We start from the raw sequence: 13,697 nt of genomic DNA on the forward strand, positions 1-13,697 counted from the left end.
AACTACCGGAGACCTCACCTATGTCGAGCACCGACACGCCCAGCAACACCAACTCCAGCTCAACCTGCTCGAGGCGACTTCGATACAGGCCCTAGTCCACCTGTTCCGTCGGGTACACGTCGCGGATCTTCCGGTTGAAGAACCGGCCGTGGCTCGAGGACGCCATCAGCTCGCGGTGCACGGACTCCGGCACCAGCCGGTAGCGGTAGACGCTTTCGTTCACGAACTCGATCTCCAGGAGGTGTTCCTCCCGGTCATAGCCGATCGACGCGATCGTCGAGGAGCTGACAGCTTGCCGGCGCATGACCACCATCATATCCCCTTGCCTAAACCCGTTAGGAAGATTTACATTGGGTTTAGGTTCACGGAGGAGGTGGTGATGATGATGATGGTTCGTGCGGGATTGACCACGGAACGCGTGGTGCTCGCGGGCGCCGAGCTGGCCGACGAGATCGGGTTCGATCGCGTGACGCCGTCGGAGCTGGCGCGGCGGTTCGACGTCAAGGTCGCGAGCCTGTATTCGCACGTCAAGAACGCGCACGACCTGCGGACGAGGATCGCGCTGCTGGCGCTGGACGAGCTCGCCGACCGGGCCGCCGCCGCGCTGGCCGGCCGGGCCGGACGGGAAGCGCTGGTCGCGTTCGCCGGCGTCTACCGCGACTACGCCCGCGAGCACCCCGGCCGGTTCGCGGCGGCACAGCTGCGGCTCGACCCGGAGACCGCGGCGGCGAGCGCGGGTGTGCGGCACGCGCAGCTGATGCGCGCGATCCTGCGCGGCTACGACCTGTCCGGGCCGGACCAGACGCACGCCGTCCGGCTGCTCGGCAGCTTCTTCCGCGGGTTCGTCGCCCTCGAAACCGACGGCGGCTTCGACCACAGCCCGCCCGCGGCCCCGGAAAGCTGGCGCCGCCTCCTCGACGTCCTCGATTCCCTTCTCCGCGATTGGCCACGACTGTGATCACCACCCCGCTGACCGACGACCTGGTGCGCGGCGCCCTCGAACTCGAACCCACTCCCCGCGGCCTGGTGGCGCACCGGCTGCCCGCCCGCGCGCGGGCGCAGAACACGGATCCGCGGCTGGCGATGGCCGACACGCAGCCCGCCGGGGTCCGCCTGCGCTTCCGCACGACGGCCGGCGTCATCGAACTGGAGACGCTGGCGACCAAAGTGGAGTATCCGGGCGCGCCGCCCCGTCCGGACGGCGTGTACGACCTGGTCGTGGACGGCAAGCTCGCCGCCCAGGCGACCGCGCCCGGCGGTGTGCGGTTCCCCGGCCTGCCCGGGCACCTCAAGGACATCGAGATCTGGTTGCCGCACAACGAAATCACGACACTGGTCGCCCTGCGGACGGACGCTCCGGTCGTCCCCGCTCCGCCGCCCGGCCGGGTGTGGCTGCACCACGGCAGTTCGATCAGCCAGGGCTCGAACGCGCTCAGCCCCTCGACGACGTGGACCGCGCTGGCCGCGACGTCCGCCGGGGTCGAGCTGATCAACCTGGGCTTCAGCGGCAACGCGCTGCTGGATCCCTTTACCGCTCGCGCACTGCGTGACACCCCGGCTGACGTCGTCAGCGTCAAGCTCGGCATCAACATCGTGAACACCGACCTCATGCGCCTGCGCGCGTTCGGCCCGGCCGTGCACGGGTTCTTGGACACGATCCGCGAGGGTCACCCGTCGGTGCCGCTGCTGGTCGTCTCGCCGTTGTACTGCCCGATCCACGAGCGGACGCCGGGTCCCGGCGACTTCGACCACGCGGCGTTCGCGGCGGGGGTCGTGCGGTTCCGGGCTACCGGAGAACCGGGCCCGGACAAGCTGACGCTCGAGGTGATCCGGGACGAGCTGACGCGCATCGTCGCGCAGCGGCAGGACCCAGCCTTGCATTACCTGGACGGGCTTTCGCTTTACGGGCCGGCCGACCACGCCGAGTTCCCGCTGCCGGACGAGCTGCACCCGGACGCGGCCGCGCACCGCCGGATCGCCTCGCGCTTCACGGAACTGGCGTTCGGCGGCCCGTTCGCTTGACTTCAACCTCGCTTGAAGTTGAAGGCTGGACGTCATGTTCACCGAAGCAGAGCTCGCCTACCTCGACGCCCAGCCGCTGGGCCGGCTCGCCACCCGGCAGCCGAACGGAACCCTGCAGGTCAACCCGGTCGGCTTCCGGTACAACCCGGACGAGAAGACGATCGACGTCACCGGCCACAACCTGCGCGGCAGCAAGAAGTTCCGCAACCTCGCAGCCGACGACCACGTCGCGTTCGTCGTCGACGACCTGCCGTCCACGAACCCGTGGCGGGTGCGCTGCCTGGAGATCCGCGGCCGCGCGGAGGCGCTGGCCGAGGTGAACCTCCCGGACAACCACTTCGACGACGCCGTGATCCGGATCCACCCGTCGCGGATCCTCGCGTTCGGCGTGGAGGACTGGGACCGGGAGCCGCTGGAGCTGGAGACGAACATCCGCGACGTCTGAGGTCCGGTCCGGCCGGGGCCACCACGGGACGCTGGGGGTTCCCGTGGCGGCCTCGCCGAGCCGGAAGGCTCTCACCCGCGCTTGTCTTGTGTCGCCCGGGTCAGCGGCGGCCGCCTCGGGCGGTGTAGGCCGCTGTGCCCGCGACGGCCAGTACCAGCGCTGTCCAGGTAGCCGCTGGTGTTCCCGCCGGCTGCAGCATCCAGGCCACGATGTGGCTCGTCGTCGAGCCGTCGTCCTGGACGAAGGGCGTTATGGCCGCCCACAGCAGCGGAAGCGTCCAGCCGAACTGGCCGCCCGCGAGCGTGGCCGCCAGGCCGGCCAGGCCCAGCAGCCCCGCCGCATCGCGCAGGATGATCGACAAGTCGACAGTCATCGCACCCAGCTCCTGGACCGCCAGCACCGCGCCCCCGGCCGCCAGGCCGATCAGGGCCAGGTGCGCGAAGCGGCGGACCGGCCACGGGAGCGCCGCCGTGCGGTCGAGGTCCGGGTCCTGGCCGCTGAGCCCGATCGCCGCCACCGCGATGCCCGACGTCAACGTCAGCATGACCGGCAACGGCGACCACGAGTCGCGCGCCAGGAACCACAGAGCCGCCGTGACCAGCAGCAGGGCCGTGAACGCCACCGGGACCTGCCGCGAACGCGCGTAGAGCGTCGCCCACCTCATCGCATGGTCCCCGGCACCAGTGTGTCGAGCGGGTCACCCTGGCAGGTCAGGAACACCTGGCGCACCGCGACGATCCGTGAGAACCGGACGTCCGCCGGCAGCGCGCGGAACGTCGCCCACGCCTGCTCGACCGGGCCGGCTTCGCGGAGGATCCACCTCGCGGCGAACTCGGGCAACGGCTTCAGCTCACCGGTGAAGTACGCCGCCGTGATCATCCGGGCGCCCAGGTCGGCCAGGCTGCCGCCGTACGGGTGGTCGCACGAGGGCAGCCCGGTGCCGGACAGCACCGCGAGCCGCAGGTCGTCCGCGTTCGCCGTGAGCAAGACGTCGTTGACCTGGAAGTCCAGGTAGACGACGCCGGGATCGCGGGCGGGCGGGTCGAAGACGGAGACCGGCGCGACCTGCTCCTCGATCCGGGTCGGCGCGCCGGGCAGCTTCGCCAGCAGGGCCAGTGCTTCCCGGCCCGGCCCGGCCAACGCGGCCAGCCTGTCCTCGTGCGCCCGGCTGACGCAGATCGGCCCGTCGCAGAGCTTCTCGGTGGCGAGGCCGTCGGGGGCAAGGACCCCGTCGGCGGAAGCCGGGAAGACCGGCAGGGCGATCGCGGCCCCGGCCACCACCGGCAGCAGGGCGACGAGCCGGGCCCGCACGGAACTCGCGGCCAGCAGCAGGAAACCTGTCGCCGCGAGCCCTGCGAACCACGCCACCTGCCCGAGGTCCACCGACGTCGCCGTGGTCACCAACGCGCCCCGCGGCTGCCCGAGGGCCGGCGACAGCAACCCGAGCCGGTTGTAGGACACCGACAGCGCGTTCGCTTCGAGCGACGACCACGCCAGGATCGACACCAGCAGCGTCAGCACGGCCAGCGCGGGCGCGGTCAACGGGTGCGGCAGCAGCCGCCCCACCGCCAGGCCGACCCAGCTCCCCGCCACGACGGCGAGCAGGCCGACGACCATGACCGGCAGGAAGCTCACCGACACGAACCCGCCGTGGCCGAGCACCTCCACCAGGCCGACGCCGAACACCAGCAGGAACCCGAGCGCGCTCAGCGCCCCCACCGCACCCGCCAGCCTGATCGCCCGGTGCCGGCCGGGCCGCGACGTCGTGGCCAGCAGCTCGACCATCCCCGAGCGGCTGTCGCGCATGCCCTGGATCGCCCCGCCGCCGACGACGATCGGCCACAGGAACACCAGCAGGAACCGCAGCCACAGCGCGGTGGTCGTCGTGTTCCCCGTCCACGGCGCGGGGACCTTCCACCACGGCCCCGACAGCAGGAACAGGAAACCGAGCGCCACCACGAGCAGCGCCAGCCCGGCCCAGGGCGCGATCGAGCGCCGCAGTTCGGTGCGCAGGATCATCACCAGGCCCCCTTGCCCGGCTCGTGGTTCAGCAGCGCCGAGTAGCCACGCTCGATCGGGCTGTCGCCCACGTGCTCCGCGGTGCCGGCCTCGGCCAGCTCGCCGGGCGTGCCCTGGAACACCAGCTTGCCCTCGTCGAACAGGACGACGTCGGAGCACGCCGTGCCCACGTCCTCGACCAGGTGCGTCGAGATCAGCACGCACGAGTCCCGGCCGAGCTCCTGCACCAGCTCGCGGAACCGCACGCGCTGCGCCGGGTCGAGCCCGGCGGTCGGCTCGTCCAGCAGCAGGATGTCCGGGTCGTTGACGATCGCCTGCGCGATCCCGACCCGCCGGACCATGCCGCCCGACAGCGTCTTCATCCGGTCGTCCGCGCGGTCGGCGAGCCCCACTCGTTCGATCGCGCGCTGCACCGCGCCGGGGATGTCCTCTTTGGACACCTCCTTGAGCCACGCGATGTACTCGACGAACTCCCGGACGGTGAACCGCTTGTAGAACCCGAAGTTCTGCGGCAGGTAGCCGATCCGCCGGCGCAGGCCGCGCTGCCCGGTGTTCCCCCCGGCCGGCGCACCGAGCAGCGACAGCCGGCCTTCCGCCGGCCGGAGCACCGTCGCCAGCGCCCGGATCAGCGTCGTCTTGCCCGCGCCGTTGGGCCCGAGCAAGCCGTGCACCCCCTTGCCGAGCGACAGGTCCAGCCCGTCCACGGCCATTTTCCGCCGGCCGACCCGCACCTTCAGACCCTCGGCCTGGATCTCCCAGGCGTAGGTCGTCGGCGCGACCTCGGCGGCCCCGACAGCACGCATGTTCGTCCTCCCTAGTTGCGCGCGCCGAGCCGGGTGAACGCGCCCTTGTGCAGGGCGACCACCACCGTCGTCAGCGCGAAGATCCCCGCCCACACCGGCCACGCGCCGGTGCTGAGCGCAAACGTTTGCTGGTGGGCCGCCACGGTGGGCAGCACCAGTCCCGCCACCCACACCGCGACCAGCGCGTACGCCGCCCGGGTGACGCCGATCAGCCCGCCCAGCGCCAGCGTCCCCGTGGTGAAGGCCAGGCTCGGCAGCAGCCAGAGCGCCGGCGCCGTGCCGGTCAGCCACCCGGCGACCCCGAGCACCGGCAGGACGACGAGGAGCACGGCCAGCGTCCGCCGCGCGATCAGGTACAGCCCGGCCCGCGGCGTCGCGACGACGACTTCGTACGCCGGATCCAGCCCTCGCGCCCACGACGCGGCGACGCCGAGCACCGGCAGCACCGGCGCGAAGAGCTGCACCGCCGTCACCTGCAGCACCGCGTGCCCGATCTGGTCGAACGCCACCGCGAGCAGCGTGACCAGCACGATCATCCCCAGCCACGGCAGCATCACCGGGGTGACCCACGTGTCGAGCCACCGCTGCCGGCTCCGGTAGGGAACCGGCTTGGGCGGTGGCGGCCCGTGGAACGGAACCCCCGACAGCTCGATTTCCGCGCCGAGCCGGTTCCAGACGACGTCCACCACCGGCTGGACGGGCGCCACGTCCGCCAGTCGCGCCCGGCACACCCGGCACGTCTCCAGGTGCGCTTCGAGACCCCACAGCCGGTCGGCCGGGAGGTGGTAGCCCGCCACGTACTCGGCGATGAGATCGTCCGACGCATGGGTCATGACAGGGCCTCCTTCATCGCGAACCGCGCCCGGCGAGCGCGGGTCTTGACGGTTCCTTCCGGCAGTCCGAGCAGGACGGCGGTCTCCCGGACGGTCAGCCCGTCGAGCACCATCGCCTGCAGCACCGCCCGCAGTTCGGGAGCCAGGTCGCGCAGTGCGTCACCGACCTCGTCACCGATCGTCGCGGCCAAGGCCACGTCCTCCGCCGCCGGCACGGGCGCGACGTCGAGGGCCACCTCCACCGGCGGTTGCGCGTGGTGGGCCCGGCGCCGGAACGCGTCGACGAGGCGGCGCGCGGCGATCGTCCACAGCCAGCCGACCGCGGTGCCGCCGGTCGTGGCCCCCACGAACGAGCCCGCCGCGCGCCACACGGCCAGGTACGTCTCCTGCATGACTTCGGCGACGACCTGCTCGTCGGCGCACCGCCGGCGCAGGCGCACGGCGAGCCAGGGCGACGTGCGGCGGTAGAGCTCCTCGAACGCCGCACGGTCGCCCTTGGCCGTGCGGCGGACGAGGTGCTCCTCGTCGGCGTCCTCCAGTGGCAGCTTCCTCACACCAGGCAAGACGCCGGATGACCGGAAACGGTTCTCACTCGATTGTGTGCTGCGTCACACCGAGGGGGTGGGCCAGAACTTCCGCCAGCCGTCGGCCTCCAGGGTCGTCGGCTCCAGCCCCGCGTCCCGTGCGGCCTGCTCGGCGGCCCGGACGTCGTTCGCGAACTGCTTCGCCAGGGCCCGCAGCTCGCCCTCGGGGTCGACGCCCGCGCGCCGCGCCGTCGCCGCGATGCGGAACAGCTGCGCGGCGGCGGCGGAGCCGGCCGGGAAGAGATCGAGCGGGATGCCCGCGCGCCCGGAACGCTGCCCGAGCTTGCCGGCCAGCGCCACCGCGGGCTGGCCGAGCGCCACGCCGTCCACAATGGACATGCGCTGCTTCTCCTGCTGCTTCAGCTCTTCCCACTTGAGGTTCTGGTGCTCGACGGTGCGCACCGGGCCGGCGTCGGCGAACACGTGCGGGTGCCGGCCGACCAGCTTCGCGACGAGCGTGGCGGCGACGTCGTCGATGCCGAACGGGTCGTCGGCGTCCTCGGCCGCGACCCGCGCGTGGAAGAGCACCTGGAGCAGGACGTCACCGAGCTCTTCGCGGAGCGCTTCGCGATCGCCCGACTCGATGGCGTCGAGCAGTTCGTAGGTCTCCTCGACCAGGTACTGCCGCAGCGATGCGTGCGTCTGGGCCGCGTCCCACGGGCAGCCGCCCGGCGAGCGGAGCCGGTCCATCACCTCGGCGGCCTCGACCAGCGGCGGCGCCGGCGTCTCGATGACCTCCGCGCCGGTCGCGATGAGCAGCGACGCCGCGGGCTCGTCCCGGGACCCGGCGAGCAGCACGACGTCCTTCAGCGAGGGCGCCTCGGTGATGGCCGGGACGCCGAACACGCTCGCGTCGAGGTCCGTCGCCGCGTACACCGCGCGGGCGTCGCGCAGGATCTTCAGCGCCGCGGCGGGCAGCGTCGCCCCGCGGACGACTACGACGACGCCGGTGCTCACTGCTGCGCGCGGCCGGAACCACCCGCGGGCAGCACGAGGCCCTGGGCGGCGTCCAGGTTCGGGAGGACGTTCATGCCCACCACGTCCCACACGCCGTACCGCTTGTTGATCCGCACGTCGAGCCGGTCGAACAGCGGTTGCAGCTGCCGCATGCCGATGGCGGTCTTCGTGGCGTCGTCGAGGGCGGGCGCCTGCTCGGTGGCGACGGGCTTGTCGTCCACGCGCTGGCGGACCACCGCGACGAACCAGGTGCCTTCGCGGTTCGGGTACGGGAAGACCGTGACGGCGCCGACCGGCGAGCCGAAGAGCGGGCCGGCGGCGAGCACCCCGGCCTGCGACGCGGGCACGGCCTCGCCGACGCCGGTGAGCGGCGGGATCGAGTCGGTGTTCTGGCCCTGCTGGGCCGCCTGCTGCCGCAACGAAGCCTCGTACTGGGCGTCGGCGCCGATGCGCTTGGCCGCGGCCGCCGGATCGGCGGCGAACTGCCGGGCGAGGTCGAAGGCCGCCTTCTTCGCTTCGGGCCCCTTGGGCGTTTCGCCGGTGGCGGAATCCGGCATCGAACCGATGGACGTGTAGTCGAAGGTGACCGACAGGTTCGGGACAGCCTTCTCGGCCAGCGCCTGGGCGAGGTAGGTGTCGGTCAGCGCCTCGCGGTGATCACGGCTGCGGGTGACGACCTCGCTGATCGCCTGGGTCTCGTCGGCCGAGTTCGCGGGCACCGTTCCGTTGAGGGGGTCCTTGGCCAGCTGGGCCTCGATCCGCCCGTAGTTGGGCGTGATGCCCTGCTTTTCCGCGGCCGCGGCGAGCATCTCGTGCAGGGCGAGCTGGCTTACGGCCGCGCGACCGAGCTCCTCGAGCTTGTGCGCACCGGCGAGCTTCTGCGCGTACGGCTGCTCGCGGACGGCCTTGTCGATGAGGGCCTGCACCTGGTCGATGGAGACCGAGCGGTCGCCGACCAGGACGGCGCTGCCGACCTGGCTGGGGCCCGAGCCGCACCCGGCGAGCAGAAGAGCACCGGCAACAACCGCGACCAGCGCGCGAGGGCGCCCCATGATCCGCATCACAGGCCATACCCTCTCACACCATCGCACCCGAAACGCAACACCCGTGCGGTGTCGCCGGGCGTAACCTCGACGACATGGACCACTGGCTGACCATCGAGGTCTTCGATGGCGAGTCCACGGCTTCCTTGTGGCGGCTCGCCCGCGGTGACGCACTCACCGAAGCAGCATTGACGAACGGCGCGGAACAGTGGGTGTGGCACGAACACCGCTGGGGCGTGGTGTTGGAGATCGAGTTCAAGTCGGAGGAAAGCCGCGACGCGTTCCGGGCGCTGCCGGTCGTGACGGCGGCGTTGGACGCGGTACCGGATCCGACGCGGGGGTTGCTCGTGTACTCGGGGCGTGGTGGGGGTGCGGGATCGCGGATGCCGCGCAAGCCCCGGCCGTTGCCGATGGCCGGGGCCGGAGCGGTTCCGGTGCCGGTGGAGTCGGTGAAGATGGGGTTGGCGGAGGCTCGGCCGCCGATGTTCAGCGAAGTCGGCTGAGCAGCTCGCGCCAAGGCGTCGCGGAGACGGTGAGAGTGCCGCCTTCGCGGTCTTTGGTGTCCCGGACCAGGACTTCCGGGCGGTCGAGGGCGATCTCGACACACTCTCCGCCATTGGTGCTGTAGCTGCTCTTACGCCAGGTCGGCATCGTTCGCGCTCCTATCTAGAGGTCGGCGATGAACCTCTTGGATTCTGCCCGATCGAGCGCGATCCGATCCATCCCGGCAAGCACTCGCCGGTAGGCGACGACATCGGCGGCTTCCTCCAGGAACAGCGAGGAATTCTCGCTGTCGATGTAGATCACCGGAGTGAAGTCCTTCGACTCGATCAGCTGGAAGTGCCCGGCCAGCGCGGGATGTCCACCGCGGTTCGCTGGCACCACCCGGATCGAAACGTCGTTCCGGTCGGCCAGCCGCACCAGATGCCCCAGTTGGCCGCGCATGACCTCGGGTGCCCCGCGCCCGATCGGCAGCCGGAGAACGAAATCTCCAGCGTCGTCAAGAACCGCGCCAGGTGCACCGGGTCCGGCCGATGCAGTCCCCGCGTCACCGACGAGACCCATTGCGCGCTCATCTCCAGCTTCCGGGACATCTCCCGGACGCCCCAGTCCTTCTCCGCCATGCGCTGGAGCAGCCGTTCACCGAGCTGCCTGCTACGGATGTTCATAGGGCGAACCTAAGAGCACCAGCCTCGGAAACCCCGACGCCACAACGAGAGTTCCCCCGAAGTGGCGCCGGGTGTCCGCCCCGCTTTACACCGTGGTCTCAGACAGTCGCGGGCTTCTTCGTCAGCTGGGTCAGCAGCTTCGTGCACCAGCCCAGCAGCTCTTCGTCCCGCAGCGTCGGCGCGCCGATCCGGCCGCCCGCCGGCCCCTCGGTCGGCTTGGGCACCGACACTGTGTTCGTCACGGCCTTGAAGACCGCCTTCGGGTACAGCCGCTTCAACCGCACCATCTGCGAATCCTGCAACGGCAGCGGCGCGAAGCGGACCGTCGTGCCCTGGACCGCCACCTCCGTCACGCCCGCCTCGCGGCACGTGTGCCGGAACCGCGCCACCGCCAGCAACCGGTTGACCGGCGCCGGCGGCCGGCCGTAGCGGTCGATCAGCTCTTCGCGGACCGCTTCCAGGCCCTCGGTGTCCGGCGCCGCCGCGATCTTGCGGTACGCCTCCAGCCGCAGGCGCTCCCCCGGCACGTAGTCGTGCGGGATGTGGGCGTCGATCGGGAGGTCGACGCGGACGTCGGCCATCTCCTCGTCCTCCGCCGGGTCGGCGCCCGCGTGCCGGCGGAACGCGTCGACCGCTTCACCGACCAGCCGCACGTACAGGTCGAACCCGACGCCCGCGATGTGCCCGGACTGCTCCGCCCCGAGGATGTTGCCCGCGCCGCGGATCTCCAGGTCCTTCATCGCGACCGCCATGCCCGCGCCGAGCTCGGTGTTCTGGGCGATCGTCGCCAGCCGGTCGTGCGCGGTCTCCGTCAGCGGTGCCTCCGGCGGGTACAGGAAGTACGCGTACCCGCGCTCGCGCCCTCGTCCGACGCGGCCGCGCAGCTGGTGCAGCTGGGCCAGCCCGAGCAGGTCACCGCGCTCGACCAGCAACGTGTTCGCGTTCGAGATGTCGAGACCGGTCTCGACGATCGTGGTGCACACCAGGACGTCGTACTCGTTCTCCCAGAAGCCCTGGATGATCTTTTCGAGCTTGTCCTCGTTCATCTGCCCGTGCGCGGTGACGACGCGCGCCTCCGGCACCAGCTCGCGGATGTGCCGCGCGGCCTTCTCGATCGACGAGACGCGGTTGTGGACGTAGAACACCTGGCCGTCGCGCAGCAGTTCACGGCGGATTGCCGCGCCGACCTGCTTGTCGTCGTACGAGCCGACATACGTCAGGATCGGGTGCCGGTCTTCCGGGGGCGTCAGGATCGTCGACATCTCGCGGATGCCGGCCAGCGACATCTCCAGCGTCCTCGGGATCGGGGTCGCGGACATCGTCAGCACGTCGACGTGCGTGCGCAGCGCCTTGATGTGTTCCTTGTGCTCGACGCCGAAGCGCTGCTCCTCGTCGACGATCACGAGACCGAGGTCCTTCCAGCGGACGCCGGTCTGCAGCAGGCGGTGCGTGCCGATGACGATGTCGATCTCGCCGCTGGCCAGCTGCTCCAGGGTCGCGTCGGTCTCGCTCTTGGCGGAGAACCGCGACAGGCCGCGGATCTTCACCGGGAACGACTGCATGCGCTCGGTGAAGGTGTTGAGGTGCTGCTGCGCGAGCAGCGTGGTCGGGACGAGCACGGCGACCTGCTTGCCGTCCTGGACCGCCTTGAACGCCGCGCGCACGGCGATCTCGGTCTTGCCGTAGCCGACGTCGCCGCAGATGACGCGGTCCATCGGGACGCCGCGTTGCATGTCCGACTTGACCTCGTCGATCGCGGCGAGCTGGTCGTTGGTCTCGGTGAACGGGAAGGCGTCTTCCAGCTCGCCCTGCCACGGCGTGTCCGGGCCGAACGCGTGCCCGGGCGCGGCCTGACGCGCGGCGTAGAGCTGGACCAGCTCGGCGGCGATTTCCTTGACCGCCTTCTTGGCCCGGGCCTTGGTGTTCTTCCAGTCGGAGCCGCCGAGCTTGTTGAGCGTGGGCAGTTCGCCGCCGACGTACTTGGACACTTCGTCGAGCTGGTCGGTCGGCACGAACAGCCGGTCGCCGGGGTGCCCGCGCTTGGACGACCCGTACTCCAGCAGCAGGTATTCGCGGGTCGCGCCGGCGACCGTGCGCTGCACCATTTCGATGAACCGGCCGATGCCGTGCTGCTCGTGGACGACGTAGTCGCCGTTCTTCAGCGCCAGCGGGTCGACGGCGTTGCGCCGCCGGGACGGCATCTTGGTCGTGAGGTCCTTTGTGGACGTTCCGGCGCCGGCGCCGCGGCCGGTGAGGTCCGCTTCCGACAGCACGACGAGGGCGCGCTCCGGCGAAACGAAACCGTCGGTGAGGCCGCCGCAGGTCACCGTAACCATGCCTGGTGCCGGGACGCCCTTCAAGCCGTCGCCGGCCTGGGTCGCCGGGACGTCGGCGGACGACAGCTGCTCGACGGCGCGGGCCGCGGTGCCGTGACCGGCGACGACGAGCACCGCCGTGCCCCCCGCGGCGGTGTGCGCACGCAGGTCCGTCATCGCGCGTTCGATCTCACCGCGGTAGGCGGGCGCGGCCTCGACCGAGACGCGGTAGACGTCCGGGTCTTCGCTGGTCAGCTGGGTGAGCGTCCACCAGGTGCGCTTGGTGTCCTGCGCGTGGGACGCGATCTCGTCGAGCCCGCGGTAGGCGGACGCGCCGAGGTCGATCGGGGCCTGGCCGCCCGCCGCGGCCGTCGTCCAGGAGGCTTCGAGGAACTCCTGGCCGGTGCGGACGAGGTCGGCGGCCCGCGCGCGAATCTTCTCGGGGTCGGTCAGCAGGACGTGGGTGCCGGCCGGCATCGCGTCGGTGAGCAGCTCCAGCTCGCCATCGCAGAGCACCGGGATGAGGGCTTCCATGCCCTCGACCGGGATGCCGTCGGCGAGCTTGGTGAGCATCTCGGCCAGGTGAGCGTCCGCTTCGTACGTCTTCGCCAGCTCCGCGGCCTTCTCCTTGACCGGCGGCGTGAGCAGCAGCTCGCGGCACGGCGGCGCGGTGACGCGCGGGATCTCGCCGGGCAGCGACCGCTGGTCGGCGACGGCGAACGCGCGGATCTCGCTGACCTCGTCGCCCCAGAATTCCACCCGGACGGGGTGCTGGGCCGTCGGGCCGAACAGGTCGAGGATGCCGCCGCGGACGGCGAACTCGCCGCGCTTCTCGACCATGTCGACGCGGTTGTAGGCCAGCTCGACCAGCCGTTCGAGCAGTTCCTCGAACGGCTCTTCCTCGCCGACGACCAGGTCGATCGGCTTCAGCGAGCCGAGGCCGGGGGCCATGGGCTGGATGAGGCTGCGGACGGTGGCGACGACGACGCGCAGGGTGCCGTCCCCGGCCTTCAGCCGGTGCAGCACCTCGAGGCGGCGGCCGACGGTGTCGGCGCGCGGGGAGAGCCGCTCGTGCGGAAGGGTCTCCCAGGAGGGGAAATCGGCGACTTTGTCCCGGCCGAGCAGGGCGCCGAGCGACGCGGTCAGCTCGTCGGCCTCGCGGCCGGTGGCGGTGACGGCGAGGACGGGCTTGGCCGCGCCCTCGTCGGCGGCGAGGGCTGCGGCGACGAGCTGCCGGGCGGCGATCGGGCCTTGCAGCTCGAGCAGCGGCGCACCGGCGCGCTCGACCACGCCGCGCAGGGCCGGGTCGGGCAGGATGGCGGTGAGGAGTCCGGACAATGGAGCGTTTGTCACGGGTCCCAGCCTACGTGCCACCCCCGACAGGTTTCCGATCACGGCTGGTCGCGAGCGGGGCCCGGTGCCGTGAACGACCCATTCACCTCGTCCGACGACAGGGGGCACCGGCAAAGCCGGTGGCCGGGTCTGGTTCGGCGGTCTTCCGGCGACG

The 13,697-nt window shown here is 71.4% G+C and carries 15 protein-coding genes; 4 read left to right on the forward strand and 11 right to left on the reverse strand.

What is annotated here, in order from left to right; genetic code table 11:
- Positions 1 to 91 precede the first annotated feature (91 nt).
- Positions 92 to 304 carry a KTSC domain-containing protein gene (locus AB0N03_RS45535; RefSeq protein ID WP_364386534.1) on the reverse strand — a complete coding sequence of 71 codons (213 nt, stop codon included), beginning with the start codon at positions 302 to 304 and terminating at the stop codon, positions 92 to 94.
- 84 nt (positions 305 to 388) lie between these two features.
- Here AB0N03_RS45535 and AB0N03_RS45540 point away from each other — a divergent pair, with 84 nt between their 5' ends.
- From AB0N03_RS45540 to AB0N03_RS45550, 3 genes are read left to right on the forward strand one after another with little or no spacing between them, the layout of a single operon-like run.
- Positions 389 to 958 carry a WHG domain-containing protein gene (locus AB0N03_RS45540; protein WP_364386618.1) on the forward strand — a complete coding sequence of 190 codons (570 nt, stop codon included), beginning with the start codon at positions 389 to 391 and terminating at the stop codon, positions 956 to 958.
- Entirely contained in the window at positions 955 to 2,022 is a 1,068-nt protein-coding gene (locus AB0N03_RS45545; protein ID WP_364386620.1) for an SGNH/GDSL hydrolase family protein, read from the forward strand. Before AB0N03_RS45540 ends, AB0N03_RS45545 begins: the two co-directional genes overlap by 4 nt.
- A gap of 34 nt (positions 2,023 to 2,056) precedes the next feature.
- Entirely contained in the window at positions 2,057 to 2,467 is a 411-nt protein-coding gene (locus tag AB0N03_RS45550; RefSeq protein WP_364386536.1) for a PPOX class F420-dependent oxidoreductase, read from the forward strand.
- Positions 2,468 to 2,567: 100 nt separating this feature from the next.
- Here AB0N03_RS45550 and AB0N03_RS45555 read toward each other — a convergent pair whose 3' ends face one another.
- From AB0N03_RS45555 to AB0N03_RS45585, 7 genes are read right to left on the reverse strand one after another with little or no spacing between them, the layout of a single operon-like run.
- Positions 2,568 to 3,131: a hypothetical protein gene (locus AB0N03_RS45555; RefSeq protein WP_364386538.1), complete on the reverse strand. Its 564-nt coding sequence runs from the start codon at positions 3,129 to 3,131 to the stop codon at positions 2,568 to 2,570.
- Positions 3,128 to 4,486 (reverse strand): hypothetical protein, encoded by a 1,359-nt coding sequence (locus tag AB0N03_RS45560; RefSeq protein WP_364386622.1) that lies wholly within the window; start codon positions 4,484 to 4,486, stop codon positions 3,128 to 3,130. Before AB0N03_RS45560 ends, AB0N03_RS45555 begins: the two co-directional genes overlap by 4 nt.
- A complete protein-coding gene (locus AB0N03_RS45565) occupies positions 4,486 to 5,289 on the reverse strand; it encodes an ABC transporter ATP-binding protein (RefSeq protein ID WP_364386540.1) in 804 nt (267 codons plus the stop codon). Before AB0N03_RS45565 ends, AB0N03_RS45560 begins: the two co-directional genes overlap by 1 nt.
- A gap of 11 nt (positions 5,290 to 5,300) precedes the next feature.
- Complete coding sequence (locus AB0N03_RS45570; protein ID WP_364386542.1) at positions 5,301 to 6,122, reverse strand: zf-HC2 domain-containing protein; 822 nt, start codon at positions 6,120 to 6,122, stop codon at positions 5,301 to 5,303.
- Positions 6,119 to 6,676, reverse strand: coding sequence for a sigma-70 family RNA polymerase sigma factor (locus AB0N03_RS45575; RefSeq protein WP_364386544.1), 558 nt, complete (start codon positions 6,674 to 6,676; stop codon positions 6,119 to 6,121). The genes AB0N03_RS45570 and AB0N03_RS45575 overlap by 4 nt, the downstream gene beginning before the upstream one ends.
- 54 nt (positions 6,677 to 6,730) lie before the next feature.
- Positions 6,731 to 7,663 (reverse strand): MazG family protein, encoded by a 933-nt coding sequence (locus AB0N03_RS45580; RefSeq protein ID WP_364386546.1) that lies wholly within the window; start codon positions 7,661 to 7,663, stop codon positions 6,731 to 6,733.
- Complete coding sequence (locus AB0N03_RS45585; protein ID WP_364386548.1) at positions 7,660 to 8,715, reverse strand: hypothetical protein; 1,056 nt, start codon at positions 8,713 to 8,715, stop codon at positions 7,660 to 7,662. Before AB0N03_RS45585 ends, AB0N03_RS45580 begins: the two co-directional genes overlap by 4 nt.
- An 86-nt stretch (positions 8,716 to 8,801) precedes the next feature.
- On the opposite strand from AB0N03_RS45585, the gene AB0N03_RS45590 reads away from it, so the two are divergent.
- Positions 8,802 to 9,209: a hypothetical protein gene (locus AB0N03_RS45590; RefSeq protein ID WP_364386550.1), complete on the forward strand. Its 408-nt coding sequence runs from the start codon at positions 8,802 to 8,804 to the stop codon at positions 9,207 to 9,209.
- On the opposite strand, the gene AB0N03_RS45595 is transcribed toward AB0N03_RS45590, so the two are convergent.
- The 3 genes from AB0N03_RS45595 to mfd form a co-directional block, all read right to left on the reverse strand.
- Positions 9,193 to 9,357 (reverse strand): DUF397 domain-containing protein, encoded by a 165-nt coding sequence (locus tag AB0N03_RS45595; protein ID WP_364386552.1) that lies wholly within the window; start codon positions 9,355 to 9,357, stop codon positions 9,193 to 9,195. The genes AB0N03_RS45590 and AB0N03_RS45595 overlap by 17 nt on opposite strands.
- A 15-nt stretch (positions 9,358 to 9,372) precedes the next feature.
- A complete protein-coding gene (locus tag AB0N03_RS45600; protein WP_364386554.1) occupies positions 9,373 to 9,771 on the reverse strand; it encodes a DUF5753 domain-containing protein in 399 nt (132 codons plus the stop codon).
- 202 nt (positions 9,772 to 9,973) lie between these two features.
- Positions 9,974 to 13,528, reverse strand: a complete 3,555-nt coding sequence (gene mfd, locus AB0N03_RS45605) for a transcription-repair coupling factor (RefSeq protein WP_364386624.1) — start codon at positions 13,526 to 13,528, stop codon at positions 9,974 to 9,976.
- Positions 13,529 to 13,697 lie beyond the last annotated feature (169 nt).

It is taken from the genome of Amycolatopsis sp. NPDC051061, from assembly GCF_040682935.1.
Classification (GTDB): Bacteria; Actinomycetota; Actinomycetes; order Mycobacteriales; family Pseudonocardiaceae; genus Amycolatopsis.